Below are 26,954 nucleotides of genomic sequence, written 5' to 3'. Positions count from 1 at the left end.
AGTGAAGCGTTGGTACGTCGTTCACGCCTACTCTGGCTTCGAGAAGTCGGTGGCGCAGGCCTTGCGCGATCGCATCGTCCGCAACGAGATGCAGGAGCGCTTCGGCGAGGTGCTGGTGCCGACCGAAGAGGTCGTGGAGATGCGTTCCGGCCAGAAGCGCCGTTCCGAGCGCAAGTTCTTCCCGGGCTACGTCCTGGTGCAGATCGAGACCCACGACGAGGCCGGCATCCCGCGCATCGACAACGAGAGCTGGCACCTGGTCAAGGAAACCCCGCGCGTGATGGGTTTCATCGGCGGTACCGCCGATCGCCCGCTGCCGATCCGCGACGAGGAGGCGGCCCACATCCTGGATCGCGTCCAGGAAGGCGTCGAGAAGCCGCGCCCGAAGGTGCTGTTCGAGCCGGGCCAGATGGTCCGCGTCACCGACGGCCCGTTCAACGACTTCAACGGCGTGGTCGAGGAAGTCAACTACGAGAAGAGCCGCCTGCGCGTGGCGGTGCTGATCTTCGGCCGCTCCACCCCGGTGGAGCTGGAATTCGGCCAGGTCGAGAAGAGCTGATCCTGGCCCTGCCGCCCATTCAGCATGGGCGGCCAAAATCTGTTATGCTGAGCGGCTCGCTGATTCAGCCGCAACGCCATGGCCGCTCCGATGGGCGGCCTTGTGCGTGGTCAAGGAAGTGAAAACGCGATGTCGGGACGCGTGATTTTCCCGGCGCGATGGGGAGCCTGCGGTCAAGGCGCTAGCACCCGGAGACAATCGAGATGGCAAAGAAAGTTGTCGGTTACATCAAGCTGCAGGTGAAGGCCGGTCAGGCCAACCCCTCGCCGCCGGTCGGTCCTGCGCTGGGTCAGCGCGGCCTGAACATCATGGAGTTCTGCAAGGCGTTCAACGCCGCCACGCAGAAGCTCGAGCCGGGCCTGCCGACCCCGGTCATCATCACGGCCTATTCGGACCGTACCTTCACCTTCGTCACCAAGAGCACCCCGGCCACCGTGCTGCTCAAGAAGGCCGCCGGCATCAGCTCGGGCTCCAAGCGTCCGAACACCGAGAAGGTGGGCAAGGTGACCCGCAAGCAGCTCGAAGAGATCGCCAAGGCGAAGGAACCCGACCTGACCGCGGCCGACCTGGACGCGGCGGTGCGTACGATCGCGGGCTCGGCCCGTTCCATGGGCCTGGTGGTGGAGGGTTAATTCGATGGCACAGACCAAGCGTGAGAAGGCCATCAAGGCCGCCGTGGTCCCGGGCAAGGCGTACGCCTTCGAGGACGCGATCAAGATCCTGAAGACCGCCACCAAGGCCAAGTTCGTCGAGTCGATCGACGTCGCCGTGCGCCTGGGCGTGGACGCCAAGAAGTCCGACCAGCAGGTGCGCGGTTCGACCGTGCTGCCGGCCGGTACCGGCAAGAGCGTGCGCGTGGCCGTGTTCGCCCCGGCCGGTGCCAAGGCCGACGAGGCCCTGGCCGCCGGCGCCGATGCGGTCGGCATGGACGACCTGGCCGAGAAGATGCAGGCCGGCGACCTGAACTACGACGTGGTGATCGCGACCCCGGACGCCATGCGCGTGGTGGGCAAACTGGGTACGGTGCTGGGCCCGCGCGGCCTGATGCCGAACCCGAAGGTCGGCACCGTGTCGCCGAACCCGGGCGAGGCGGTCAAGAACGCCAAGTCGGGCCAGGTCCGCTACCGCACCGACAAGGCCGGCATCATCCACTGCACGATCGGCAAGGTGAGCTTCGACGACGAAGCCCTGAAGACCAACCTGCAGGCGCTGCTGGCCGACCTGATCAAGGCCAAGCCGGCCACCTCGAAGGGTACCTACCTGCAGAAGGTGTCGCTGAGCTCGACCATGGGCCCGGGCGTCACCGTCGACCAGTCCTCGCTGGCGTTGAAGTGACGATTTGACCCGGCGCCGCCCAGCGGCTCCGGCTTCGTCAAACCGTCACCCCGCGTCCGAGCGCTATGCGCTTGGGCCGGGGATCGCAGGTCCAGCGGCTTCCGTGCAGGTCGCATTGAAGTCGCCGGGCTCCCGCCTTCGCGGAAGCGACGGTCCAACGACTGAAACGTTGTTGCAAGAAAATCGAAGCACGCCCGAATTCCCGCCCCCCGGCAGGACGAAGGCAACATTTGAAGGCAACGCCGCAATCCATCGCGGCGCAGCCGTCAAAGACCGCAGGCGCGGTCTGAAGGTCACCGGCGACGGGCACGGAAGCTCGACACGGCAAGGGAGTCGCCGCCGGCAGCCCGCAGATCGCTTAATCGGTTCCCCCGGGAGCCCACCTGCGTAGATGGTGTCGCCCTTCTGGAGTTTTTCTGGTTCACGCACGTCTGGGGCAACCCAGGTTGGCCCACTCCAGGTCTAGAACGGCCACCACCGGAACATCGTCCCGATGTTCCCGGCGTCCAGGAAGGATGCCGCCCTGGACCGCAAGCGGCAGGAGCCGTGAGCGGAGTTCACATGAGGAGTGACAATGGCTCTCAATCTGTCCCAGAAGCAAGAAGTAGTCGCCGAGCTGGCAGACATCGCCGCCAAGGCCCACTCCTTGATCGCCGCCGAATACGCTGGCACCACGGTCGCCCAGATGACCGCGATGCGCAAGCAGGCCCGCGAGACCGGTGTTTTCTTGAAGGTTGTCAAGAACACCCTGGCCGCGCGCGCCGTCGAAGGCACCGAGTTCGCAGTCGCCAAGGACAAGCTGGTTGGTCCGCTGCTGTATGCGTTCTCGCTCGAGGAGCCCGGCGCCGCCGGTCGCCTGATCAAGGAAGCCGCCAAGAACAACGACAAGCTGCAGGCGAAGGTCGTGGCGATTGGCGGTGAAGTGTTCCCGGCGAGCCACGTCGACGTGCTGGCCTCGCTGCCGACCCGCGAACAGGCCCTGGCCATGCTGGCCCGCGTCCTGTCCGAGCCGGCCGCCATGTTCGCGCGCGCCGTCAAGGCCGTGGCCGACAAGCAGGGTGGTGGCGAAACCGCCGCTGCCGAGCCGGCCGCCGAGACCGCCTGAGTTCGATGTCTAGCGGTTCAGTGATCTGAACCCCCATCCAGAAAATTTTCCAAAGGTAATCACAATGTCCCTTACCAACGAGCAGATCGTCGACGCCATCGCCGAGAAGTCCCTGATGGAAGTGATGGAGCTGGTCAAGGCCATCGAAGAGAAGTTCGGCGTTTCCGCCGCCGCTCCGGTGGTCGCCGCCGGCCCGGCCGCCGCCGCCGCCCCGGTCGAAGAGCAGACCGAGTTCACCGTCACCCTGAAGAGCGCCGGCGACAAGAAGGTCGACGTCATCAAGGCCGTCCGCGCCATCACCGGCCTGGGCCTGAAGGAAGCCAAGGACCTCACCGAGGCCGGTGGCGTCCTGAAGGAAGGCGTGTCGAAGGAAGACGCCGAGAAGATGAAGAAGGACCTGGAAGCTGCCGGCGCGACCGTCGAGGTCAAGTAAGCAGCGCCTTGCATCGCCAGCCGTTCACGGCGATGCACTGAAGGCTGGGGGCGAAAGCCCCCGGCCTTTGGCCGTTACGGGATCCAACGTTCCGTAACGCGCGAAAACCCAACTTGCAGTTCCCGGAGTTGGTAGTTGGAAGTAGCGGGAGATGGCGTGCTGGTGCCGGCAATACCAGCGACTTCCAACTGACAACTTAAGCGTGATTCCCTCAAAAGAGCGGCGCACATCCATGCGCGCGGTTCTTTTTGTGATCCCACGGCCGCGGACGCGCGGCCCGTACAGCCCAAGGTGGAAGACCTCATGACGTCCTATTCGTTCACCGAAAAGAAGCGTATCCGCAAGGACTTCGGCAAGCAGCGCTCGATCCTCGAAGTGCCGTTCCTGCTTGCGATCCAGGTGGATTCCTATCGCGAATTCCTGCAGGAAGACGTCGAGCCGAGCAAGCGCAAGGACCTCGGCCTGCATGCAGCCCTGAAGTCGGTGTTCCCGATCGTCAGCTACAGCGGCAACGCCGCGCTGGAATACGTCGGCTACAAGCTGGGCGAGCCGGTGTTCGACGAGCGCGAGTGCCGCCAGCGCGGCATGAGCTACGGCGCGCCGCTGCGCGTGACCGTGCGCCTGGTGATCTACGACCGCGAGTCGTCGACCAAGGCGATCAAGTACGTCAAGGAGCAGGAAGTCTACCTGGGCGAGATCCCGCTGATGACCGAGAACGGTACGTTCATCGTGAACGGCACCGAGCGCGTCATCGTGTCGCAGCTGCACCGTTCGCCGGGCGTGTTCTTCGACCACGACCGCGGCAAGACCCACAGCTCGGGCAAGCTGCTGTACAGCGCCCGCATCATCCCCTACCGCGGTTCGTGGCTGGACTTCGAGTTCGACCCGAAGGACGCGCTGTTCACCCGCATCGACCGCCGCCGCAAGCTGCCGGTGTCGATCCTGCTGCGCGCGCTCGGCTACTCCAACGAGGAGATGCTGAACGAGTTCTTCGAGATCAACACGTTCCACATCAACCCGGACGAGGGCGTGCAGCTCGAGCTGGTGCCCGAGCGCCTGCGCGGCGAGACGCTGAACTTCGACCTGGCCGACGGCGATCGCGTGATCGTCGAGGCCGGCAAGCGCATCACCGCGCGCCACGTGAAGCAGCTTGAAGCCTCGGGCATCGCCGCGCTGGCGGTGCCGGACGAGTACCTGCTCGGCCGCATCCTGTCGCACGACGTGGTCGACGCCTCGACCGGCGAGCTGCTGGCCAACGCCAACGACGAGATCACCGAGGACCAGCTGGCCGCGTTCCGCAAGGCCGGCGTCGACGCGGTCGGCACCCTGTGGGTGAACGACCTCGACCGCGGCCCGTACCTGTCCAACACGCTGCGCATCGACCCGACCAAGACCCAGCTCGAGGCGCTGGTCGAGATCTACCGCATGATGCGCCCGGGCGAGCCGCCGACCAAGGACGCCGCGCAGAACCTGTTCCACAACCTGTTCTTCACCTTCGAGCGCTACGACCTGTCCACGGTCGGCCGCATGAAGTTCAACCGCCGCGTCGGCCGCAAGGAAGTCACCGGCGAGGCCGTGCTGTACGACCACAAGTACTTCGGCGAGCGCAACGACGAGGAAGCCAAGCGCCTGGTCGCCGCGCACGGCGATACCAGCGACATCCTCGACGTCATCAAGGTGCTGTGCGAGATCCGCAACGGCCGCGGCGTGGTGGACGACATCGACCACCTGGGCAACCGCCGCGTGCGTTCGGTCGGCGAGATGGCCGAGAACGTGTTCCGCGTCGGCCTGGTCCGCGTCGAGCGCGCGGTCAAGGAGCGCCTGTCGATGGCCGAGTCCGAGGGCCTGACCCCGCAGGAGCTGATCAACGCCAAGCCGGTGGCCGCCGCGATCAAGGAGTTCTTCGGCTCCTCGCAGCTGTCGCAGTTCATGGACCAGAACAACCCGCTGTCGGAAGTCACCCACAAGCGCCGCGTCTCGGCGCTGGGCCCGGGCGGCCTGACCCGCGAGCGCGCCGGCTTCGAAGTGCGCGACGTGCACCCGACCCACTACGGCCGCGTCTGCACCATCGAGACCCCGGAAGGCCCGAACATCGGCCTGATCAACTCGCTGGCGGTGTTCGCCCGCACCAACAAGTACGGCTTCCTCGAGACGCCGTACCGCAAGGTCGTGGACGGAAAGGTCACCGACGAGGTCGAGTACCTGTCGGCGATCGAGGAGAACGAGTACGTCATCGCGCAGGCCAATGCGCTGACCGACGCCAAGGGCCAGCTGACCGAGCAGTTCGTGCCGTGCCGCTTCCAGGGCGAGTCGCTGCTGAAGCCGCCGGCGGACGTGCACTACATGGACGTCTCGCCGATGCAGACCGTGTCGGTCGCCGCGGCGCTGGTGCCGTTCCTCGAGCACGACGACGCCAACCGCGCGCTGATGGGCGCGAACATGCAGCGCCAGGCCGTGCCGACGCTGCGCGCGCAGAAGCCGCTGGTCGGCACCGGCATCGAGCGCGCCGTGGCGCGCGACTCGGGCGTGACCGTGAACGCCCGCCGCGGCGGCGTGATCGAGCAGATCGACGCGGCCCGCATCGTGGTCAAGGTCAACGAGGACGAGATCGTCGGCGCCACCGATGCCGGCGTGGACATCTACAACCTGATCAAGTACACCCGCTCCAACCAGAACACCTGCATCAACCAGCGTCCGCTGGTGAACGTGGGCGACGTGGTGGCGCGCGGCGACGTGCTGGCGGACGGCCCGTCCACCGACATCGGCGAGCTGGCCCTGGGCCAGAACATGCTGATCGCGTTCATGCCGTGGAACGGCTACAACTTCGAGGACTCCATCCTGCTCTCCGAGCGCGTGGTGGAAGAGGATCGCTACACCACGATCCACATCGAGGAGCTGACCTGCGTCGCGCGCGACACCAAGCTGGGGCCGGAGGAGATCTCCGCCGACATCCCGAACGTCTCCGAGCAGGCGCTGAACCGCCTGGACGAGAGCGGCGTGGTGTACATCGGCGCGGAAGTGCGCGCCGGCGACATCCTGGTCGGCAAGGTCACGCCGAAGGGCGAGAGCCAGCTGACCCCGGAAGAGAAGCTGCTGCGCGCGATCTTCGGCGAGAAGGCCTCCGACGTTAAGGACAGCTCGCTGCGCGTGCCGCCGGGCATGGACGGCACTGTCATCGACGTGCAGGTCTTCACCCGCGACGGCATCGAGAAGGACAAGCGCGCCCGCCAGATCGAGGAGAACGAGATCAAGCGCGTCAAGAAGGACTTCGACGACCAGTTCCGCATCCTGGAGGCGGCGATCTACGCGCGCCTGCGCTCGCAGATCGTCGGCAAGGTCGCCAACGGCGGCGCCGGCCTGAAGAAGGGCGACGTCGTCACCGACGCCTACCTGGACGGGCTGAAGAAGTCCGACTGGTTCCAGCTGCGCATGAAGGACGAGGACGCGGCCGACGCGATCGAGCGCGCCCAGAAGCAGATCCAGGTGCACGAGAAGGAATTCGAGGCCCGTTTCGCCGACAAGCGCGGCAAGATCACCCAGGGCGACGACCTCGCCCCGGGCGTGCTGAAGATGGTCAAGGTGTTCCTGGCCGTGAAGCGCCGCATCCAGCCGGGCGACAAGATGGCCGGCCGCCACGGCAACAAGGGCGTGGTGTCCAACGTGGTGCCGGTGGAGGACATGCCGTACATGGCCGACGGCACCTCGGTCGACATCTGCCTCAACCCGCTGGGCGTGCCGAGCCGCATGAACATCGGCCAGATCCTCGAGGTGCACCTGGGCTGGGCCGCCAAGGGCCTGGGCAAGCGCATCCAGAAGATGCTGGAGCAGCAGCGCGCGGTGAGCGAGCTGCGCGAGTTCCTCGGCAAGATCTACAACCACGACAAGCGCGTGGCCGGCGATCGCGTGGACCTGTCGCAGTTCAGCGACGACGAGCTGCTGGCCCTGGCCCGCAACCTGACCGACGGCGTGCCGATGGCGACGCCGGTGTTCGACGGCGCGCACGAGGACGAGATCCGCGAGATGCTGGACCTGGCCTACCCGGACGGCGACGCGGAGACGGAACTGCTCGGCTTCAACGCCAGCAAGACCCAGATGCAGCTGTACGACGGGCGTACCGGCGAGGCGTTCGATCGCAAGACCACGGTCGGCTACATGCACTACCTGAAGCTGAACCACCTGGTCGACGACAAGATGCACGCCCGCTCGACCGGCCCGTACTCGCTCGTCACCCAGCAACCGCTGGGCGGCAAGGCGCAGTTCGGCGGCCAGCGCTTCGGCGAAATGGAAGTCTGGGCGCTGGAAGCCTACGGCGCGGCCTACACCCTGCAGGAGATGCTGACGGTGAAGTCCGACGACGTGCAGGGCCGCAACCAGATGTACAAGAACATCGTCGACGGCGCGCACGAGATGGTCGCGGGCATGCCGGAGTCCTTCAACGTGCTGGTGAAGGAAATCCGCTCGCTGGGCATCAACATGGAGCTGGAAGAGAACTGAGAAGCCGGGGCCCGGAGCCGTGCTCCCGGGCCCCGCAGACAGCCCTGACCGTCCAGTCCCGAAACGAATTCCTCCGACCCGGAGATATCAAATGAAAGACCTGCTCAACCTCTTCAACCAGCAGCGCCAGACGCTGGACTTCGACGCGATCAAGATCGGTCTGGCTTCGCCCGACCTGATCCGTTCCTGGTCGTTCGGCGAAGTGAAGAAGCCGGAAACCATCAACTACCGTACCTTCAAGCCGGAGCGCGACGGCCTGTTCTGCGCCGCCATCTTCGGCCCGATCAAGGACTACGAGTGCCTGTGCGGCAAGTACAAGCGCATGAAGCACCGCGGCGTGGTCTGCGAGAAGTGCGGCACCGAAGTGACCCTGGCCAAGGTGCGCCGCGAGCGCATGGGCCACATCGACCTGGCCTCGCCGGTCGCGCACATCTGGTTCCTCAAGTCGCTGCCGTCGCGCATCGGCCTGATGCTGGACATGACCCTGCGCGACATCGAGCGCGTGCTGTACTTCGAAGCCTACGTGGTGACCGAGCCGGGCCTGACCGCCCTGGAGCGCCGCCAGCTGCTGACCGAGGAGCAGTACCTGCAGGCGCGCCAGGAGCACGGCGACGACTTCGACGCCGCGATGGGCGCCGAGGCCGTGTACGAACTGCTGCGCACGATCGACCTGCAGTCGGAGATGACCCGCCTGCGCGAGGAGATCGCCGGCACCGGCTCGGAGACCAAGCTCAAGCGCCTGACCAAGCGCATCAAGCTGATCGAGGCCTTCATCGAGTCCGGCAACCGCCCGGAGTGGATGGTCATGACCGTGCTGCCGGTGCTGCCGCCGGACCTGCGCCCGCTGGTGCCGCTGGATGGCGGCCGCTTCGCGACCTCCGACCTGAACGACCTGTACCGCCGCGTCATCAACCGCAACAACCGCCTGCGCCGACTGCTCGAGCTGAACGCGCCGGACATCATCGTGCGCAACGAAAAGCGCATGCTGCAGGAGTCGGTCGACGCATTGCTGGACAACGGCCGCCGCGGCCGCGCCATCACTGGCACCAACAAGCGCCCGCTCAAGTCGCTGGCCGACATGATCAAGGGCAAACAGGGCCGGTTCCGCCAGAACCTGCTCGGCAAGCGCGTGGACTACTCCGGCCGTTCGGTGATCACCGTCGGTCCGTACCTGAAGCTGCACCAGTGCGGCCTGCCGAAGAAGATGGCGCTGGAGCTGTTCAAGCCGTTCGTCTTCGCCAAGCTGCAGCGCCGCGGCCTGGCCACCACGATCAAGGCCGCCAAGAAGCTGGTCGAGCGCGAGGAAGGCGACGTCTGGGACATCCTGGAAGAGGTCATCCGCGAGCATCCGGTGCTGCTGAACCGCGCGCCGACCCTGCACCGCCTGGGCATCCAGGCGTTCGAGCCGGTGCTGATCGAGGGCAAGGCGATCCAGCTGCACCCGCTGGTCTGCACCGCGTTCAACGCCGACTTCGACGGCGACCAGATGGCCGTGCACGTGCCGCTCTCGCTGGAAGCCCAGCTGGAAGCGCGCGCGCTGATGATGTCCACCAACAATATCCTGTCGCCGGCCAACGGCGAGCCGATCATCGTGCCGTCGCAGGACGTGGTGCTGGGCCTGTACTACATGAGCCGCGCCCTGGAGAACAAGAAGGGCGAGGGCATGGTGTTCGCCAACACCAACGAGGTGAAGCGCGCCTATGACAACCGCGTGGTGGAACTGCACGCCAAGGTCAAGGTCCGCATCACCGAGGTGGTGACCGACGAGAACGGCGGCAAGCAGAACAAGACCTCGATCGTGGACACCACGGTCGGGCGCGCGCTGCTGAGCGAGATCCTGCCGGAAGGCCTGCCGTTCGAGCTGGCCAACACCGAGATGACCAAGAAGAACATCTCGCGCCTGATCAACTCCAGCTACCGCATGCTCGGCCTGAAGGACACGGTCGTGTTCGCCGACAAGCTGATGTACACCGGCTACGCCTACGCCACCCGCGCCGGCGTGTCGATCGGCATCGACGACATGCTGATCCCGGCCGAGAAGAAGGACATCCTGGGCGAGGCCGAGCAGGAAGTGCTGGAGATCCAGGAACAGTACCAGTCGGGCCTGGTCACCGCCGGCGAGCGCTACAACAAGGTGGTCGACATCTGGTCGCGCACCAACGAGCGCATCGCCAAGGCGATGATGGACACCATCGGCACCGAGAAGGTGGTCAACGCCAAGGGCGAGACCATCGACCAGAAGTCGATGAACTCGCTGTACATCATGGCCGACTCGGGCGCGCGCGGTAGCCAGGCGCAGATCCGCCAGCTGGCCGGCATGCGCGGCCTGATGGCCCGCCCGGACGGCTCGATCATCGAGACGCCGATCAAGGCGAACTTCCGCGAAGGCCTGAACGTGCAGGAGTACTTCAACTCCACCCACGGCGCCCGCAAGGGCCTGGCCGATACCGCGCTGAAGACCGCGAACTCCGGTTACCTGACCCGCCGCCTGGTCGACGTGGCGCAGGACGTGGTGATCACCGAGGTCGACTGCGGCACCACCGACGGCCTGACCATGATCCCGATCGTGGAAGGCGGCGACGTGGTCGAGCCGCTGCGCGACCGCGTGCTGGGCCGCGTCGTGGCCGAGGACGTGTTCCTGCCGGGCAACGACGAGGAACCGGTCGTCACCCGCAACACGCTGCTCGACGAGCAGTGGGTGGCCAGGCTGGAAGAGGCCGGCGTGCAGACCATCAAGGTCCGCTCGACGATCACCTGCGAATCGCCGTTCGGCGTGTGCTCGCGCTGCTACGGCCGCGACCTGGCGCGCGGCCACCTGGTCAACATCGGCGAAGCGGTCGGCGTCATCGCCGCCCAGTCGATCGGCGAGCCGGGTACCCAGCTGACGATGCGTACGTTCCACATCGGCGGCGCGGCTTCGCGTGCGGCGGCGGTCGACAACATCACCGTCAAGACCACCGGCTCGGTGAAGTTCAACAACCTCAAGTCGGTCGAGCACGCCAACGGCACGCTGGTGGCGGTGTCGCGTTCGGGCGAGATCTCGGTGCTCGACGGCCACGGCCGCGAGCGCGAGCGCTACAAGCTGCCCTACGGCGCCACCATCTCGGTCAAGGACGGCGCGGAGATCAAGGCCGGCCAGACCGTGGCCAACTGGGATCCGCACAACCACCCGATCGTGTCGGAAGTGGCCGGTTTCGTCCGCTTCGTCGACTTCATCGACGGCGTCACCGTCATCGAGAAGACCGACGAGCTGACCGGCCTGGCCTCGCGCGAGATCACCGATCCGAAGCGCCGCGGCTCGCAGGGCAAGGACCTGCGCCCGCTGGTGCGGATCGTCGACAAGAACGGCAACGACCTGACCATCCCGGGCACCGACCTGCCGGCGCAGTACCTGCTGCCGCCGCGCTCGATCGTGAACCTGCAGGACGGCGCGCCGGTCGGCGTCGGCGACGTGGTCGCCAAGATCCCGCAGGAAGCGTCCAAGACCCGCGACATCACCGGCGGTCTGCCGCGCGTGGCCGACCTGTTCGAGGCGCGCAAGCCGAAGGATCCGGCGATCCTGGCCGAGCGTTCGGGCGTGATCAGCTTCGGCAAGGACACCAAGGGCAAGCAGCGCCTGATCATCAAGGACACCGACGGCAACGAGCACGAGGAACTGATCCCGAAGTACCGCCAGATCATCGTGTTCGAAGGCGAGCACGTGACAAAGGGCGAGACCATCGTGGACGGCGAGCCGAGCCCGCAGGACATCCTGCGCCTGCTGGGCGTGGAGCCGCTGGCGGCCTACCTGGTCAAGGAGATCCAGGACGTGTACCGCCTGCAGGGCGTGAAGATCAACGACAAGCACATCGAGGTGATCACCCGCCAGATGCTGCGCAAGGTCGAGATCACCGACCAGGGCGGCAGCAAGTTCCTCAACGGCGAGCAGGTCGAGCGCCAGCGCGTCATCGAGGAGAACGCCCGCCTGGTCGCGCGCAACGAGCTGCCGGCCAAGTTCGAGCCGGTGCTGCTGGGCATCACCAAGGCCTCGCTGGCGACCGAGTCGTTCATCTCGGCGGCCTCGTTCCAGGAGACCACCCGCGTCCTCACCGAGGCGGCGGTCCGCGGCACCAGCGACAACCTGCGCGGCCTGAAGGAGAACGTGATCGTCGGTCGTCTGATCCCGGCCGGCACCGGCCTGGCCTACCACAACCAGCGCCGTCGCCGTGCCTCGGGCCTGACCGACTCCGAGATCGAGACCCTGGCCGGCACCGGTTCCGCCCCGGCGGCCGAGGCGGCCCCGGTGTCCGAGTCGGCCGGCGAGGAATAAGCCTCACCCCGGCGGCGGCCGGCCAGGCCGCCGCCTACCAGTGAAATGGAGGGCAGGATGCCCTCCGTTTTCAGGCCCCGGACGGGCCAGCAGGTCGCCATTCCGCGCGGTTGACGGAAATTTGGCCTGCCAGCTATACTCCCCTGTCTCAGTGGGCCGGAAATCGGCCTGCTGTCGTTTTTTCACGCACAAGGCCCGACGGCCTTACCCACTCAGAAGAATCCACTGATGGCGACAATCAATCAGCTGGTTCGCAAGCCTCGGCAGGCGACCACCTACAAGAGTGCCTCCCCGGCGCTGGACAAATGTCCGCAGCGTCGCGGCGTTTGCACGCGCGTTTACACCACCACCCCGAAGAAGCCGAACTCGGCCCTGCGCAAGGTCGCCAAGGTGCGACTGACCAACCAGGAAGAGGTCATCAGCTACATCGGCGGCGAAGGCCACAACCTGCAGGAGCACTCCGTGGTCCTGATCCGCGGTGGCCGTGTCAAGGACCTGCCGGGTGTGCGTTACCACACCGTCCGCGGCTCGCTGGACGCCGCTGGCGTCGCCAAGCGTCGTCAGGGTCGTTCCAAGTACGGCGCCAAGCGCCCGAAGAGCTAAGGAATCAATCTAATGTCTCGTAAAGGTTCTACTCCGCAGCGCACCGTCCTGCCTGATCCCAAGCATGGCAGCGAAACCATTGCCCGCTTCATCAACATGGTGATGCAGAGTGGCAAGAAGTCGGTTGCAGAGAAAATCGTGTATGGCGCAATGGACGTCATCGGCGAAAAGAATCCGAATGCCATCGAGCTGGTGCAGAAGGCACTGGACAACGTGGCCCCGGCAGTCGAAGTGAAGTCGCGTCGCGTCGGCGGCGCTACCTACCAGGTGCCGGTCGAGGTTCGCGCCTCCCGCAAGATGGCTCTGGCAATGCGCTGGATCATCGAGTCCGCCCGCAAGCGCGGCGAGAACTCGATGCCGCGCAAGTTGGCTGCCGAGCTGCTGGACGCCTCTGAGAATCGTGGCGGCGCCATCAAGAAGCGTGAAGAAACCCACCGCATGGCGGAAGCGAACAAGGCGTTCGCCCACTACCGCTGGTGATGCATCGGGCCTTGGCAACAAGGCCCACCGGCCCCATATGAGTGCCGGCATGTGGCGCGCAGCGCGCCACTTCAACCCGAAGGCCGCCGAAAGGCGGCGTTCGGCCATCCGAAATCCGAGAAATTTTTGAGAGGCTCCCGTGGCCCGTACCACTCCCATCGAGCGTTATCGCAACTTCGGCATCATGGCCCACATCGATGCCGGCAAGACCACCACGTCCGAGCGCATCCTGTTCTACACCGGCAAGAGCCACAAGATCGGTGAAGTGCACGATGGCGCTGCCACCATGGACTGGATGGAGCAGGAGCAGGAGCGTGGCATCACGATCCAGTCCGCCGCCACCACCGCGTTCTGGAAGGGTATGGACAAGTCCTTCCCGGAGCACCGCTTCAACATCATCGACACCCCCGGGCACGTCGACTTCACCATCGAAGTCGAGCGTTCGCTGCGCGTGCTCGACGGCGCCGTGTTCGTGCTGTGCGCGGTCGGCGGCGTGCAGCCGCAGTCGGAGACCGTGTGGCGCCAGGCCAACAAGTACCACGTGCCGCGCATCGCGTTCGTCAACAAGATGGACCGCACCGGCGCCAACTTCTTCAAGGTCCGCGACCAGCTGAAGACGCGCCTGGGCGCCGTGCCGGTGCCGATGCAGATCCCGATCGGCGCCGAGGACAACTTCGAGGGCGTGGTCGACCTGGTCAAGATGAAGGCGATCCACTGGGATGCCGCCAGCCAGGGCCTGAACTTCGAGTACCGCGACATCCCCGCCGAGCTGCAGGCCCAGGCGGAAGAGGCGCGCGCGTTCATGGTCGAGACCGCGGCCGAGGCCAGCGAAGAGCTGATGGAGAAGTACCTGGGCGGCGAGGAGCTGACCGAGGACGAGATCTACGAATCGCTGCGCGTGCGCACGCTGTCGACGGAGATCGTCCCGATGTTCCTGGGCTCGGCGTTCAAGAACAAGGGCGTGCAGGCCATGCTCGACGGCGTGATCCGCCTGCTGCCGTCGCCGGTCGACGTGCCGCCGGTGAAGGGCGTCGACATGGACGACGAGACCAAGGAGCTGTCGCGCGAATCCAGCGACAAGGCCCCGTTCTCGGCGCTCGCGTTCAAGATCATGACCGACCCGTTCGTCGGCTCGCTGACCTTCTTCCGCGTCTACTCCGGCACGCTGAACGCCGGCGACCAGGTGCTGAACTCGGTCAAGAACCGCAAGGAGCGCATCGGCCGCCTGCTGCAGATGCACTCCAACCAGCGCGACGAGATCAAGGAAGTGCTGGCCGGCGACATCGCCGCGGCGGTGGGCCTGAAGGACGTCACCACCGGCGACACCCTGTGCGCCCTCGATGCCCCGATCGTGCTCGAGCGCATGGCGTTCCCGGAGCCGGTGATCTCGATGGCGGTCGAGCCGAAGACCAAGTCCGACCAGGAAAAGATGGGCAACGCCCTGAGCCGCCTGGCGCAGGAAGACCCGTCGTTCCGCGTCAAGACCGACGAAGAGTCGGGCCAGACGATCATCTCGGGCATGGGCGAGCTGCACCTGGACATCATCGTCGACCGCATGAAGCGCGAGTTCAACGTCGAGGCCAACGTCGGCAAGCCGCAGGTCGCGTACCGCGAGACCATCCAGGCCTCGGACGTGAAGTCGGACTACAAGCATGCCAAGCAGTCCGGCGGTAAGGGCCAGTACGGCCACGTCGTGATCGAGATGTCGCCGCTGACCGCCGAGGACCGCGAGAAGTACGCGGCGGACATCAAGGACGACTTCCTGTTCATCAACGAGATCACCGGTGGCGTGATTCCGAAGGAGTTCATCCCGTCGGTCGAGAAGGGCCTGCGCGAGACCATCACCAGCGGCCCGCTGGCCGGCTTCCCGGTGGTGGACGTGAAGGTCAAGCTGGTGTTCGGTTCGTACCACGACGTCGACTCGTCGGAAATGGCGTTCAAGCTGGCCGCCTCGATGGCGTTCAAGCAGGGCTTCGCCAAGGCGCGCCCGGTGCTGCTGGAGCCGATCATGAAGGTCGAGATCGTGACCCCGGACGACTACCAGGGCGACGTGATGGGCGACGTGAGCCGTCGTCGCGGCGTGCTGCAAGGTTCGGACACCAGCGTCTCGGGCACCATCATCAACGCGATGATCCCGCTGGGCGAAATGTTCGGCTACGCCACCCAGCTGCGTTCGATGACCCAGGGCCGCGCGACGTTCTCGATGGAGTTCGACCACTACGAGCCGGCTCCGCAGAACATCGCCGACACCGTCATCAAGAAGGCGTGACCCGGGGCCAGGGGTCCGTCGCCCGGAAGGGCGCGGACTCCGCCTTGCCCGGATCACCCGTCACCCAACACGAATCACAGAGGTAAATAGCAATGGCAAAAGGTAAGTTCGAGCGCACCAAGCCGCACGTCAACGTCGGCACCATCGGTCACGTCGACCACGGCAAGACCACGCTGACGGCTGCCCTGACGAAGATCGGCGCAGAGCGTTTCGGTGGCGAGTTCAAGGCGTACGACGCGATCGACGCGGCGCCGGAAGAGAAGGCGCGCGGCATCACGATCTCGACGGCGCACGTGGAATACGAAAGCCCGACCCGCCACTACGCGCACGTGGACTGCCCGGGTCACGCCGACTACGTGAAGAACATGATCACCGGTGCGGCGCAGATGGACGGCGCGATCCTGGTGTGCTCGGCCGCGGACGGCCCGATGCCGCAGACCCGCGAGCACATCCTGCTGTCGCGCCAGGTGGGCGTGCCGTACATCGTCGTGTTCCTGAACAAGGCGGACATGGTGGATGACGCCGAGCTGCTCGAGCTGGTGGAAATGGAAGTGCGCGAGCTGCTGAGCAAGTACGAGTTTCCGGGCGACGACACCCCGATCATCAAGGGCTCGGCCCGCCTGGCGCTGGAAGGCGACCAGTCGGAGATCGGCGTGCCGGCGATCATCAAGCTGGTGGACGCGCTGGACACCTGGATCCCGACGCCGGAGCGCGACATCGACAAGCCGTTCCTGATGCCGGTGGAAGACGTGTTCTCGATCTCGGGCCGCGGCACCGTGGTGACCGGCCGTATCGAGCGCGGCGTGATCAAGGTGGGCGACGAAATCGAGATCGTGGGCATCCGTCCGACCCAGAAGACCACCGTGACGGGCGTGGAAATGTTCCGCAAGCTGCTGGAGCAGGGCCAGGCGGGCGACAACGCGGGCCTGCTGCTGCGCGGCACCAAGCGTGACGAGGTGGAGCGTGGCCAGGTGCTGGCCAAGCCGGGCTCGATCACCCCGCACACCGAGTTCGACGCGGAGGTGTACGTGCTGTCGAAGGACGAGGGCGGCCGCCACACCCCGTTCTTCAAGGGCTACCGTCCGCAGTTCTACTTCCGTACCACGGACATCACCGGCGCGGTGCAGCTGCCGGAGGGCGTGGAGATGGTGATGCCGGGCGACAACGTGAAGATGTCGGTCACGCTGATCAACCCGGTGGCGATGGACGAGGGCCTGCGCTTCGCGATCCGCGAAGGCGGCCGTACCGTCGGCGCCGGCGTGGTCTCGAAGATCACCAAGTGATGTAAGGCGCGTCCCGGCCTCGGCCTGGACGCGTTCCGGCAACCCGCCTCCGGGCGGGACCAGCGAAACCCGCCCGCGTGGCGGGTTTCGTGCGTCCGGGGAGGGCGAAACCCCCGGCGCCGATCCTGAACGGTTCGCGCCCGGGTTCCTGGAAATGCAGGAGGGGCTTGGCAGCGGCGATTTCGTCCTTGTACAATGCGCGGCTCGGCATTCCTGGGTAGGGTGCCGCGCGTAAAACTGCGAAAAGAGGGCAGGATGCCTCTCGTGTTCGCCAGACCGGGAAGGTCGCGTTGCATGGAGCAATCAACGGCGTAGAGCTGTTGACGTTGCTCTGGGTGCGCATTATACTTTTCCGTCTGGGCAGGCCGGGTGACTGGTCTGCCTCAGTTTTTGGGCGGAGGAAGTGCCCATCGCGCGCAGGAAGCGGTGCGATCCACGTGTTCAGGAAATTTCGGGGCAGGCATCCCAGAGGCCTTGCCCGTCGCTCTTTTAACGAAGGAACCCCGTCATGGCGGACCAAAAGATCCGGATTCGGCTGAAGGCGTTCGATCATCGCTTGATCGACCGTTCGGCCAGCGAGATCGTCGAGACGGCCAAGCGGACTGGCGCGCAGGTGCGCGGCCCGATCCCGCTGCCGACCAAGATCGAACGTTACACCGTGCTCGTCTCCCCGCACGCCGACAAGGACGCGCGCGACCAGTACGAAACCCGCACGCACAAGCGTGTACTCGACATCGTCGACCCCAACGACAAGACCGTGGACGCGCTGATGAAGCTCGAACTGGCTGCCGGCGTCGACGTGCAGATCAAGTTGACCTGAGGACTACGACCATGACGAAGAAGTATTCGTTGGGCTTCGTGGGCCGCAAGGCCGGCATGAGCCGCGTTTTCACCGAGGATGGCCGCTCCATCCCGGTTACCCTGATCGAAGCTACCCCGAACCGCATCGCGCAGATCAAGACCGTCGAGGTCGATGGCTACAGCGCCGTGCAGGTGACCGTCGGTGCGCGCCGCGCCGCCCTGGTGAACAAGCCGGAAGCCGGCCACTTCGCCAAGGCCAAGGTCGAGGCCGGCCGTGGCCTGTGGGAGTTCCGCGTCGAGGACGACAAGCTGGGTGATTTCGCCGTCGGCGGCGAGATCAAGGCCGACATCTTCGAGGTCGGTCAGAAGGTCGACGTCCAGGGCGTCACCAAGGGTAAGGGCTTCCAGGGCACCATCAAGCGGCACAACTTCCGCATGGGTGACGCCACCCACGGTAACTCGTTGTCGCATCGTGCTCCGGGTTCGATCGGCCAGCGCCAGACGCCGGGCCGCGTGTTCCCGGGCAAGAAGATGGCCGGTCACATGGGTGCCGTGCAGCAGAGCACGCAGAACCTGGAAGTGGTCAAGGTCGACGTCGAGCGCGGTCTGATCGCCGTCCGCGGCGCCGTCCCGGGCGCTGCCGGTGGCGACGTGATCGTCCGTCCGGCGAGCAAGGCATAAGGAGAGATGACGATGGAACTCGTTATCACCGGTAGCAACAACAAGGTCTCGGTCTCCGACGCCGTGTTCGGTCGCGATTTCAGCGAGGATCTGGTCCACCAGGTCGTCGTCGCCTATCGCAACGCCGGCCGCGCCGGCACCAAGGCCCAGAAGACCCGTTCGGAAGTCTCGGGCACGACCAAGAAGTCGAAGAAGCAGAAGGGCGGCGGTGCGCGTCACGGCGCGCTGACGGCTCCGATCTTCGTCGGCGGCGGCGTGACCTTCGCGGCCAAGCCGCGCAGCTTCGCGCAGAAGGTCAACCGCAAGCAGTATCGCGCCGCGATCGCCGCGATCTTCTCCGAGCTGGTCCGCCAGGACCGCCTGAAGGTCGTCGAGGCGTTCGACGTGAGCGAGACCAAGACCAAGGGCCTGGTCGAGAAGCTGAAGGGTCTGGACGTGGGCGCCCGCCCGCTGATCGTGACCGAAGAGGCTTCCGAGCACCTGTACCTGTCGGCCCGCAACCTGCCGTACGTCGAAGTGCGCGACGTGCAGGGGCTGGATCCGGTCGCGCTGGTCGGTGCCGATACGGTCGTGATCACCGCCGATGCGGTCAAGAAGGTCGAGGAGTGGCTGGCATGAGCAGCAACGAAAAAATCTTCAGCGTGCTGCGCGCTCCGCGAGTCTCCGAGAAGACCGCGCGCCTGCAGGAACTGTCCAACCAGTACGTCTTCGAAGTCTCGAACGACGCCACCAAGGCCGATGTGAAGGCCGCGGTCGAGCAGCTGTTCGACGTCAAGGTCGAGGCCGTCAACGTGGTGAACGTGAAGGGCAAGAACAAGTCCTTCCGCAACCGCGCTGGCCGTCGCGGCGACTGGCGCAAGGCGTATGTCCGCCTGGTCGATGGCCAGTCCATCGACGTCACGGCCAAGGCCTGAGGTAAGAACCCATGCCATTGATGAAATTCAAGCCCACCTCCGCAGGCCGCCGTTCGGCCGTGCGCGTGGTCACGCCCGATCTGCACAAGGGTGCCCCGTACGCGGGCCTGGTCGAGCCGCAGAGCAAGACCGGCGGCCGCAACCACCACGGCCGCATCACCACCCGCCACGTCGGCGGCGGTCACAAGCAGCACTACCGCATCATCGACTTCAAGCGCAACAAGGAAGGCATCCCGGCGCGCGTGGAGCGGATCGAATACGATCCGAACCGCACCGCCCACATCGCCCTGCTGTGCTACGTCGACGGCGAGCGCCGCTACATCATCGCCCCGAAGGGACTGAAGGCCGGTGACCAGGTCATCGCCGGCGCCAACGCGCCGATCAAGACCGGCAACACCCTGCCGCTGCGCAACATCCCGGTCGGTACCACCGTCCACGGCGTCGAGCTGAAGCCGGGCAAGGGCGCCCAGATCGCCCGCGCCGCCGGCGCGGCCGTCCAGCTGGTCGCCCGCGAAGGCGTCTACGCCACGCTGCGCCTGCGTTCGGGCGAGATGCGCAAGGTGCCGGCCGAGTGCCGCGCCACCATCGGCGAAGTCGGCAACGACGAGCACAACCTGGAGAAGCTGGGCAAGGCCGGCGCCAAGCGCTGGCGCGGCGTCCGCCCGACCGTTCGTGGTGCCGCCATGAACCCGGTCGACCACCCGCACGGTGGTGGCGAGGCGAAGGCCGGCCAGGGCAACCCGCATCCGGTCACCCCGTGGGGTGTGCCGACCAAGGGTTACAAGACGCGCAAGAACAAGCGCACCCAGCAGTTCATCGTCCGCGATCGTAGGGGCTAATCGACCATGGCACGTTCACTCAAGAAAGGCCCGTTCGTCGATCACCACCTCATCAAGAAGGTGGAGGCCGCTGCGGGTAGCAAGAAGCCGATCAAGACCTGGTCGCGCCGTTCCATGATCCTGCCGGAAATGGTGGGATTCACCATCGCCGTGCATAACGGCAAGAACCACGTTCCGGTGCTGGTCAACGAGAACATGGTGGGCCACAAGCTCGGCGAATTCGCCGTCACCCGTACCTTCAAGGGTCACGGTGGCGACAAGAAGTCGGGCAAGTAAGGAGAGATGACCATGGAAGCGAAAGCAATCCTGCGCACCGCGCGCATCTCCCCCCAGAAGGCCCGCCTGGTCGCCGACCAGGTGCGTGGGCTGTCGGCCGAGCGCGCCGTCAACCTGCTGAAGTTCTCGGACAAGAAGGCTGCCCACCTGATCAAGAAGGTGGTGGAGTCGGCGATCGCCAATGCCGAGAACAACCAGGGCGCCGACATCGACGAGCTGAAGGTCAAGACCATCATGGTTGATGAGGGTCCGACCCTGAAGCGTTTCATGGCGCGGGCCAAGGGCCGCGGTACCCGCATCCTCAAGCGCACCAGCCACATCACTGTGGTCGTGGGCGCCGGCAAGTAAGCGGAAAGGAAAAGACGATGGGTCATAAAGTTCATCCGATTGGAATCCGCTTGGGCATTGCCAAGGACTGGAACTCCAAGTGGTACGCCAACAAGGCCGAGTTCGCCAGCTACCTGGCGGCCGACCTGAAGGTCCGCGAGATGCTTCGCAAGAAGCTGGCTCAGGCGGGCATCAGCAAGATCCTGATCGAGCGTCCGGCCAAGACCGCGCGCGTGACGATCCACACTGCCCGCCCGGGCGTGGTGATCGGCAAGCGCGGCGAGGACATCGAGAAGCTGCGCAAGGAAGTCAGCGACCTGATGGGCGTCCCGGCGCACATCAACGTCAGCGAAGTGCGCAAGCCCGAGCTGGACGCGCAGCTGGTCGCCGAGTCGATCGCGCAGCAGCTGGAGCGTCGCATCATGTTCCGCCGCGCGATGAAGCGCTCGGTCGGCAACGCGATGCGCCTGGGTGCCCTGGGCATCAAGGTCAACGTCGCCGGCCGCCTCAACGGTGCGGAAATCGCCCGTTCGGAGTGGTACCGCGAGGGCCGCGTGCCGCTGCACACCCTGCGCGCGGACATCGACTACGGCTTTGCCGAGGCGCATACCACCTACGGTGTCATCGGCATCAAGGTCTGGATCTACAAGGGCGAGATCTTCGATTTCACCCAGGTTGGCCAGGAGAAGCAGGACGAGTCCCCGCGTGGCGATCGTGGCGATCGCAGCGATCGTCCGTCGCGCCCGGCTCGTGAAGCGAGGTAACGGCAATGTTGCAACCCAAGCGAACCAAATACCGCAAGGTACACAAGGGCCGTAACGAAGGCCTGAGCTGGAGCGGCAACGCCGTCAGCTTCGGCGAGTACGGCCTGAAGGCGACGGCGCACGGTCAGCTGACCGCGCGCCAGATCGAGGCGGCGCGCCGCTCGATCAGCCGCTACGTCAAGCGCGGCGGCAAGATGTGGATCCGCGTGTTCCCGGACAAGCCGATCACCAAGAAGCCGATCGAAGTCCGAATGGGCTCCGGTAAGGGTAACGTGGAGTACTGGGTGGCCCAGATCCAGCCCGGCCGCATGATCTATGAAATCGAGGGTGTTTCCGAGGAAGTGGCGCGCGAGGCGTTCCGCCTGGCCGCCGCCAAGCTCTCGGTCACCACCACTTTCGTGACCCGGACGGTGCGCTGATGGACATCAAACAACTCCGCGAGAAGTCGGCTGACGAACTGAAGGCCCACCTGACCGACCTGCGCAAGGAGCAGTTCTCGCTCCGCATGCAGCAAGTCACCGGCCAGCTGCCGAAGACTCATGAAACCCGCCGGGTGCGCCGCGAGATCGCTCGCGTCAAGACCCTGCTCGGCAGCACCAAGTAAGGACCGCCGCGATGAGCGAGAACACTGAAAACAAGACGCTGCGCACGGTCGAAGGCCGTGTCGTCAGCAACAAGATGGACAAGACGGTCACCGTGCTGGTGGAGCGCCAGGTCAAGCACGCCCTGTACGGCAAGTACATCAAGCGCTCGACCAAGCTCCATGCCCACGACGCCGACAATGCCTGCAACGAGGGCGACGTCGTGCGCGTGACCGAGATTGCGCCGATGTCCAAGACCAAGAACTGGCGGGTGGTGGAAATCGTCACCCGCGCGGCCGAATAAGGGAGATCTGAATCATGATCCAGATGCAGAGCTACCTCGACGTCGCCGACAACTCCGGTGCCAAGGAAGTGATGTGCATCAAGGTGCTGGGCGGCTCGAAGCGCCGCTACGCCGGCATCGGCGACATCATCAAGGTGACCGTGAAGGATGCGATCCCGCGCGGCAAGGTGAAGAAGGGCGAAGTCTACGACGCGGTCGTGGTGCGTACCCGCAAGGGCGTCCGTCGCCCGGACGGTTCGCTGATCCGCTTCGACGGCAATGCCGCCGTCCTGCTGAACAACAAGCAGGAGCCGATCGGCACCCGCATCTTCGGGCCGGTTACCCGTGAACTTCGCTCGGAGAAGTTCATGAAGATCGTTTCGCTCGCTCCCGAAGTGCTGTGAGCGAAGGAGATAACAATGGCTAACCGTATCAAGAAGGGCGACCAGGTCGTCGTCAACACCGGCAAGGACAAGGGCAAGCAGGGCGAGGTCATCCGCGTGGATGGCGACCGCGTGGTCGTCTCCAACGTGAACGTCGTCAAGCGCCACACCAAGCCGAACCCGCAGGCGGGCATCGCCGGCGGCGTGGTCGAGCGCGAAGCTTCGATCCATATCTCCAACGTGAACGTCGTCAACCCGGCCACGGGCAAGGGCGAGCGCGTTGGCTTCAAGGTGCTGGAGGATGGACGCAAACTGCGTGTGTTCCGCTCCAGCGGTGAGGCGCTCGACGCCTGAGGAATGAGGTCATGACTTCCCGTCTCGAAAAAATCTACAAGGAAGAAGTGGTGCCGGCCCTGATGAAGGAGTTCGGCTACACCAATCCGATGGAAGTGCCGAAGCTGGTCAAGATCACGCTGAACATGGGCGTGGGCGAGGCCGCCACCAACAAGAAGATCCTGGAGAACGCCGTGGCCGACATGGCCAAGATCGCCGGCCAGAAGCCGGTGGTCACCAAGTCGCGCATCTCGGTAGCTTCGTTCAAGATCCGCGATGGCTGGCCGATCGGCTGCAAGACCACGCTGCGTCGCGCCAAGATGTACGAGTTCCTGGACCGCCTGATCAACATCTCGCTGCCGCGCGTGCGTGACTTTCGCGGCATCTCGGGTCGTTCGTTCGACGGTCGCGGCAACTTCAACATGGGCGTGAAGGAGCAGATCATCTTCCCGGAAATCGACTTCGACGCCGTCGACGCGATCCGTGGCATGGATATCGCCATCACCACCACCGCCAAGACGGATGCGGAAGCGAAGGCGCTGCTCGCGGCGTTCAAGTTCCCGTTCCGTAACTGATTCGTCGAGGAAACCGACATGGCAAAGACCTCCATGGTCAACCGCGACGCCAAGCGGGAAAAGCTGGCCAAGAAGTACGCCGACAAGCGTGCCGCGCTGAAGAAGATCATCTCCAGCCAGGATGCCTCCTACGAGGAGAAGATCCAGGCCGCCGAGAAGCTGCAGAAGCTGCCGCGCGACTCTTCGCCGAGCCGCCAGCGCAACCGCTGCGAGATCTCGGGCCGTCCGCGCGGCGTGTACCGCAAGTTCGGCCTGGGCCGCAACAAGCTGCGCGAAGCCACCATGCGTGGCGACGTGCCGGGCCTGCGCAAGGCCAGCTGGTAACGGGGCGGTACGGGGCAGGCAGGCGCCCGCGCGCCGGCCTGCGTTCCCGGGCAGCCTGCCTGTTCAGCAAGAGAGTCCGGCACCTGCCGGACTCTTTCCTGTAGGTCCCCGCAGGAGCGGCGCACATCCCTGTGCGCGGGCTCTTTTTGTCGTATACTCCCGCTTCTCTCTGGCCGCCCCGGTGGCCGGGGCGCGTCAAGGGGCCTGGCCCTTCACCAGGAAACACGAGATTTTCGCGAAAGCGGATATCGGTGCACTCAAAGGTAATCACATGAGCATGACTGATCCCATCGCCGACATGCTGGTCCGCATCAAGAATGCGGCGGCTGTCGGCAAGCCGACGGTGAAGCTGCCGTCCTCCAAGATCAAGGTCGCGATCGCCCAGGTCCTGAAGGACGAGGGCTACATCGCCGACCTGCGCGTGACCCCGGCCGAGAACAACAAGTCCGAGCTGGAGATCGTGCTGAAGTACTTCGAAGGCCGTCCGGTCATCGAGACCCTGAAGCGTGTCTCGCGCTCGGGCCTCCGCCAGTACCGCGGCAAGGACGAGCTGCCCAAGGTCCTCGGTGGCCTGGGCGTTGCCATCATCTCCACGTCGAAGGGCATCCTGACCGATGCGCAGGCCCGCGCGGCCGGCGTCGGCGGCGAAGTCCTGTGCTTCGTGGCCTAAGGGAAGGAGCCGAACATGTCCCGAGTTGCCAAGAAGCCGATTTCCCTGCCGAAGGGCGTCGAACTCAACATCCAGCCGGAGCTGGTGAGCGTCAAGGGCCCGAAGGGCACGCTGTCGCTGCCGAAGCCGGTGGGCGTGCAGATCTCCGTTGACGGTGGCGTCGCCACGCTGTCCCCGGCCGATCCGTCGCAGATCGCCATCACCGGCACCGTGCGCGCGATCCTCGCCAACCTGGTGAAGGGCGTGTCCGAAGGGTTCGAGCGCAAGCTCGAGCTGGTCGGCGTCGGTTACCGCGCCGCGATGCAGGGCAAGGACCTCAACCTGTCGCTGGGCTTCTCGCACCCGCTGGTGTTCGTGGCGCCGGAAGGCATCACGCTGTCGACCCCGTCGCAGACCGAGATCGTGGTCACCGGCGCCGACAAGCAGCGCGTCGGCGAAGTCGCCGCCAAGATCCGCGGCTTCCGTCCGCCGGAGCCCTACAAGGGCAAGGGTGTGAAGTACGCCGGTGAAGTCATCATTCGCAAGGAAGCCAAGAAGGCCTAATTAGGCGCGGGTCCATCCGCGGGAACCCGGCCATCCCTGGCCGGACTTCTCAATGCAAAGCCCGCTTCGCTTCAGCTTCCTATAGGAATCCAACCATGAGCATCAACAAGAACATCGCCCGCCTGCGTCGCGCCAAGTCGACCCGCGCGCACATCCGCGAGCTCGGCGTGGCCCGCCTGTCGGTGCTGCGCACCGGCCAGCACCTGTACGCCCAGGTCTTCACCGCCGACGGCTCGAAGGTGCTGGCTGCCGCCAACACCACCCAGGCCGACGTCAAGGAAGGCCTGAAGAGCGGCAAGAACGCCGAGGCCGCCGCCAAGGTCGGCAAGCTGATCGCCGAGCGCGCCAAGGCCGCGGGCATCGAGAAGGTCGCCTTCGACCGCTCGGGCTACCGCTACCACGGCCGCATCAAGGCGCTGGCCGACGCGGCCCGCGAGGCCGGCCTGCAGTTCTAAGCGTTTGCGGACGCAACCCGCGGGTTGCGTCCCTCCGCCGGCAGGGGAGATGCCGGACCGCCCCGTTCTTCTGCAGCGGTCGCGGGAACACCGTTCCAGTCCACAACCATAAGCGGCGTCCGAGCCGTACATATCCCTCAGACAAGGAATCACCAACATGGCAGAAGAACGTGCTCCGCGGGGCCGCGATCGCGATCGCAACCGCGAAGAGAAGATCGACGACGGCATGATCGAGAAGCTGGTCGCGGTCAACCGCGTCAGCAAGACCGTCAAGGGCGGCCGCCAGTTCACCTTCACCGCGCTGACCGTCGTCGGCGACGGCGAGGGCAAGGTCGGCTTCGGTTACGGCAAGGCCCGCGAAGTACCGGTCGCGATCCAGAAGTCGATGGAATACGCCCGCAAGAACATGGCGAACGTCGACCTGAACAACGGCACCCTGTGGCACCCGGTCAAGGCCGGCCACGGCGCGGCCCGCGTGTTCATGCAGCCGGCGTCGGAAGGTACCGGCGTGATCGCCGGCGGCGCGATGCGCGCCGTGCTGGAAGCGGTGGGCGTGAAGAACGTGCTGGCCAAGGCCGTCGGCTCGCGCAACCCGATCAACCTGGTGCGCGCCACGCTGAAGGGCCTGGAAGCGATGCAGTCGCCGACCCGCATCGCGGCCAAGCGCGGCAAGAAGGTGGAGGAACTCCTCAATGGCTAACGAGTCCAACAAGACCGTGAAGGTGCGCCTGGTGCGCGGCCTGCGTGGTACCCAGTCCCGTCACCGCCTGTCGGTGCGTGCGCTGGGCCTGAACAAGCTCAACGATGTGCGTGAACTGAAGGACAGTCCGCAGGTCCGCGGCCTGATCAACAAGGTTCAGTACCTCGTCCAGGTTGAGGAGTGATCGACCATGACTCTGCGTCTCAATGAACTGAGCCCGGCACCGGGCGCCCGCACCGAGCGTACCCGCGTCGGTCGCGGCATCGGCTCCGGCCTGGGCAAGACCGCCGGCCGCGGCCACAAGGGTTCGTTCGCCCGCAAGGGCGGCGGCAAGATCAAGGCCGGCTTCGAAGGCGGCCAGACCCCGATGCAGCGCCGCCTGCCGAAGATCGGCTTCCGCTCGCCGATCGCCAAGGACACCGCCGAAGTGCTGTCCTACCAGCTGGACAAGCTGCCGGCCGGCGAGGTCGACTTCGCCGCGCTGCGTGCGGCCAAGCTGGTCCCGACCAGCGCCAAGAAGGCCAAGATCGTCAAGAAGGGCGAGCTGACCAAGGCGTTCGTGCTGAAGGGCGTGGCGGTCACGGCGGGCGCCAAGGCTGCCATCGAAGCTGCCGGCGGCAGCGTCCAGGAGTAAT

32 protein-coding genes are annotated in these 26,954 nt (G+C 65.6%); all 32 read left to right on the top strand.

Features of this window, described 5'->3' with window-relative positions:
• Position 1: 1 nt before the first annotated feature.
• The 32 genes from nusG (at position 2) to rplO (ending at position 26,953) form a co-directional block, all read left to right on the top strand.
• A complete protein-coding gene (gene nusG / locus FD678_RS12235) occupies positions 2-559 on the top strand; it encodes a transcription termination/antitermination protein NusG (RefSeq protein ID WP_140723657.1) in 558 nt (185 codons plus the stop codon).
• Positions 560-762: 203 nt separating this feature from the next.
• Entirely contained in the window at positions 763-1,191 is a 429-nt protein-coding gene (gene rplK / locus FD678_RS12230) for a 50S ribosomal protein L11 (RefSeq protein ID WP_140723652.1), read from the top strand.
• A 4-nt stretch (positions 1,192-1,195) separates the two neighbouring features.
• Positions 1,196-1,894, top strand: coding sequence for a 50S ribosomal protein L1 (gene rplA / locus FD678_RS12225; protein ID WP_140723648.1), 699 nt, complete (start codon positions 1,196-1,198; stop codon positions 1,892-1,894).
• A 574-nt stretch (positions 1,895-2,468) separates the two neighbouring features.
• Positions 2,469-2,999 (top strand): 50S ribosomal protein L10, encoded by a 531-nt coding sequence (rplJ, locus tag FD678_RS12215; RefSeq protein WP_140723646.1) that lies wholly within the window; start codon positions 2,469-2,471, stop codon positions 2,997-2,999.
• A gap of 64 nt (positions 3,000-3,063) precedes the next feature.
• Entirely contained in the window at positions 3,064-3,432 is a 369-nt protein-coding gene (gene rplL / locus FD678_RS12210) for a 50S ribosomal protein L7/L12 (protein ID WP_140723643.1), read from the top strand.
• Between the two features lie 303 nt (positions 3,433-3,735).
• Positions 3,736-7,926 carry a DNA-directed RNA polymerase subunit beta gene (gene rpoB / locus FD678_RS12205; protein ID WP_140723639.1) on the top strand — a complete coding sequence of 1,397 codons (4,191 nt, stop codon included), beginning with the start codon at positions 3,736-3,738 and terminating at the stop codon, positions 7,924-7,926.
• A gap of 91 nt (positions 7,927-8,017) precedes the next feature.
• Positions 8,018-12,235 (top strand): DNA-directed RNA polymerase subunit beta', encoded by a 4,218-nt coding sequence (rpoC, locus tag FD678_RS12200; protein WP_140723636.1) that lies wholly within the window; start codon positions 8,018-8,020, stop codon positions 12,233-12,235.
• 228 nt (positions 12,236-12,463) lie between these two features.
• Positions 12,464-12,838 carry a 30S ribosomal protein S12 gene (rpsL, locus tag FD678_RS12195; protein WP_003469157.1) on the top strand — a complete coding sequence of 125 codons (375 nt, stop codon included), beginning with the start codon at positions 12,464-12,466 and terminating at the stop codon, positions 12,836-12,838.
• Positions 12,839-12,850: 12 nt separating this feature from the next.
• Positions 12,851-13,318: a 30S ribosomal protein S7 gene (gene rpsG / locus FD678_RS12190; protein ID WP_140723631.1), complete on the top strand. Its 468-nt coding sequence runs from the start codon at positions 12,851-12,853 to the stop codon at positions 13,316-13,318.
• A gap of 139 nt (positions 13,319-13,457) precedes the next feature.
• The gene (fusA, locus tag FD678_RS12185; protein ID WP_140723627.1) at positions 13,458-15,587 is read left to right on the top strand and encodes an elongation factor G; all 2,130 of its coding nucleotides are present in this window, start codon (positions 13,458-13,460) and stop codon (positions 15,585-15,587) included.
• A gap of 92 nt (positions 15,588-15,679) precedes the next feature.
• Positions 15,680-16,870, top strand: a complete 1,191-nt coding sequence (gene tuf / locus FD678_RS12180) for an elongation factor Tu (protein ID WP_140723624.1) — start codon at positions 15,680-15,682, stop codon at positions 16,868-16,870.
• Between the two features lie 508 nt (positions 16,871-17,378).
• The gene (gene rpsJ, locus FD678_RS12175) at positions 17,379-17,690 is read left to right on the top strand and encodes a 30S ribosomal protein S10 (protein WP_140723621.1); all 312 of its coding nucleotides are present in this window, start codon (positions 17,379-17,381) and stop codon (positions 17,688-17,690) included.
• Between the two features lie 11 nt (positions 17,691-17,701).
• Positions 17,702-18,352 (top strand): 50S ribosomal protein L3, encoded by a 651-nt coding sequence (gene rplC, locus FD678_RS12170; RefSeq protein ID WP_140723618.1) that lies wholly within the window; start codon positions 17,702-17,704, stop codon positions 18,350-18,352.
• 12 nt (positions 18,353-18,364) lie between these two features.
• Positions 18,365-18,970 (top strand): 50S ribosomal protein L4, encoded by a 606-nt coding sequence (gene rplD, locus FD678_RS12165; RefSeq protein ID WP_140723615.1) that lies wholly within the window; start codon positions 18,365-18,367, stop codon positions 18,968-18,970.
• Positions 18,967-19,266, top strand: coding sequence for a 50S ribosomal protein L23 (gene rplW / locus FD678_RS12160; protein ID WP_140723612.1), 300 nt, complete (start codon positions 18,967-18,969; stop codon positions 19,264-19,266). Before rplD ends, rplW begins: the two co-directional genes overlap by 4 nt.
• An 11-nt stretch (positions 19,267-19,277) precedes the next feature.
• Positions 19,278-20,105 (top strand): 50S ribosomal protein L2, encoded by an 828-nt coding sequence (rplB, locus tag FD678_RS12155; protein WP_140723609.1) that lies wholly within the window; start codon positions 19,278-19,280, stop codon positions 20,103-20,105.
• Positions 20,106-20,111: 6 nt separating this feature from the next.
• Entirely contained in the window at positions 20,112-20,381 is a 270-nt protein-coding gene (rpsS, locus tag FD678_RS12150) for a 30S ribosomal protein S19 (RefSeq protein ID WP_140723606.1), read from the top strand.
• Positions 20,382-20,393: 12 nt separating this feature from the next.
• Positions 20,394-20,729 (top strand): 50S ribosomal protein L22, encoded by a 336-nt coding sequence (rplV, locus tag FD678_RS12145; RefSeq protein WP_140723603.1) that lies wholly within the window; start codon positions 20,394-20,396, stop codon positions 20,727-20,729.
• A gap of 17 nt (positions 20,730-20,746) precedes the next feature.
• On the top strand, positions 20,747-21,472 hold the full coding sequence (gene rpsC / locus FD678_RS12140; protein ID WP_140723600.1) for a 30S ribosomal protein S3: 726 nt from the start codon (positions 20,747-20,749) through the stop codon (positions 21,470-21,472).
• 5 nt (positions 21,473-21,477) lie between these two features.
• On the top strand, positions 21,478-21,891 hold the full coding sequence (rplP, locus tag FD678_RS12135) for a 50S ribosomal protein L16 (protein ID WP_140723597.1): 414 nt from the start codon (positions 21,478-21,480) through the stop codon (positions 21,889-21,891).
• A complete protein-coding gene (gene rpmC, locus FD678_RS12130; protein ID WP_140723593.1) occupies positions 21,891-22,076 on the top strand; it encodes a 50S ribosomal protein L29 in 186 nt (61 codons plus the stop codon). Before rplP ends, rpmC begins: the two co-directional genes overlap by 1 nt.
• A gap of 11 nt (positions 22,077-22,087) precedes the next feature.
• Positions 22,088-22,357 (top strand): 30S ribosomal protein S17, encoded by a 270-nt coding sequence (gene rpsQ / locus FD678_RS12125; RefSeq protein WP_140723590.1) that lies wholly within the window; start codon positions 22,088-22,090, stop codon positions 22,355-22,357.
• A 14-nt stretch (positions 22,358-22,371) separates the two neighbouring features.
• Positions 22,372-22,740, top strand: coding sequence for a 50S ribosomal protein L14 (gene rplN / locus FD678_RS12120; RefSeq protein ID WP_140723587.1), 369 nt, complete (start codon positions 22,372-22,374; stop codon positions 22,738-22,740).
• Positions 22,741-22,755: 15 nt separating this feature from the next.
• Complete coding sequence (rplX, locus tag FD678_RS12115) at positions 22,756-23,073, top strand: 50S ribosomal protein L24 (protein WP_140723584.1); 318 nt, start codon at positions 22,756-22,758, stop codon at positions 23,071-23,073.
• An 11-nt stretch (positions 23,074-23,084) separates the two neighbouring features.
• A complete protein-coding gene (rplE, locus tag FD678_RS12110) occupies positions 23,085-23,627 on the top strand; it encodes a 50S ribosomal protein L5 (RefSeq protein ID WP_140723580.1) in 543 nt (180 codons plus the stop codon).
• Positions 23,628-23,645: 18 nt separating this feature from the next.
• Positions 23,646-23,951 carry a 30S ribosomal protein S14 gene (gene rpsN / locus FD678_RS12105; RefSeq protein ID WP_140723577.1) on the top strand — a complete coding sequence of 102 codons (306 nt, stop codon included), beginning with the start codon at positions 23,646-23,648 and terminating at the stop codon, positions 23,949-23,951.
• A 271-nt stretch (positions 23,952-24,222) separates the two neighbouring features.
• The gene (gene rpsH / locus FD678_RS12100; RefSeq protein WP_140723574.1) at positions 24,223-24,621 is read left to right on the top strand and encodes a 30S ribosomal protein S8; all 399 of its coding nucleotides are present in this window, start codon (positions 24,223-24,225) and stop codon (positions 24,619-24,621) included.
• A 15-nt stretch (positions 24,622-24,636) separates the two neighbouring features.
• Complete coding sequence (rplF, locus tag FD678_RS12095) at positions 24,637-25,164, top strand: 50S ribosomal protein L6 (protein ID WP_140723570.1); 528 nt, start codon at positions 24,637-24,639, stop codon at positions 25,162-25,164.
• A gap of 95 nt (positions 25,165-25,259) precedes the next feature.
• Positions 25,260-25,619 (top strand): 50S ribosomal protein L18, encoded by a 360-nt coding sequence (gene rplR, locus FD678_RS12090; RefSeq protein WP_140723567.1) that lies wholly within the window; start codon positions 25,260-25,262, stop codon positions 25,617-25,619.
• Positions 25,620-25,776: 157 nt separating this feature from the next.
• Entirely contained in the window at positions 25,777-26,319 is a 543-nt protein-coding gene (gene rpsE / locus FD678_RS12085; protein ID WP_140723564.1) for a 30S ribosomal protein S5, read from the top strand.
• Entirely contained in the window at positions 26,312-26,503 is a 192-nt protein-coding gene (gene rpmD / locus FD678_RS12080) for a 50S ribosomal protein L30 (RefSeq protein ID WP_005408214.1), read from the top strand. Before rpsE ends, rpmD begins: the two co-directional genes overlap by 8 nt.
• Before the next feature lie 12 nt (positions 26,504-26,515).
• On the top strand, positions 26,516-26,953 hold the full coding sequence (gene rplO / locus FD678_RS12075; RefSeq protein ID WP_256661928.1) for a 50S ribosomal protein L15: 438 nt from the start codon (positions 26,516-26,518) through the stop codon (positions 26,951-26,953).
• Position 26,954: the final 1 nt, after the last annotated feature.

Origin of the sequence: Pseudomonas sp. Hp2 (assembly GCF_006386585.1) — a bacterium.
In the GTDB taxonomy this organism is placed as follows: domain Bacteria; phylum Pseudomonadota; class Gammaproteobacteria; order Xanthomonadales; family Xanthomonadaceae; genus Pseudomonas_S; species Pseudomonas_S boreopolis.
Note: the sequence above shows the minus strand (reverse complement) of the source record. Positions and strands in the feature narration are given on the sequence as shown.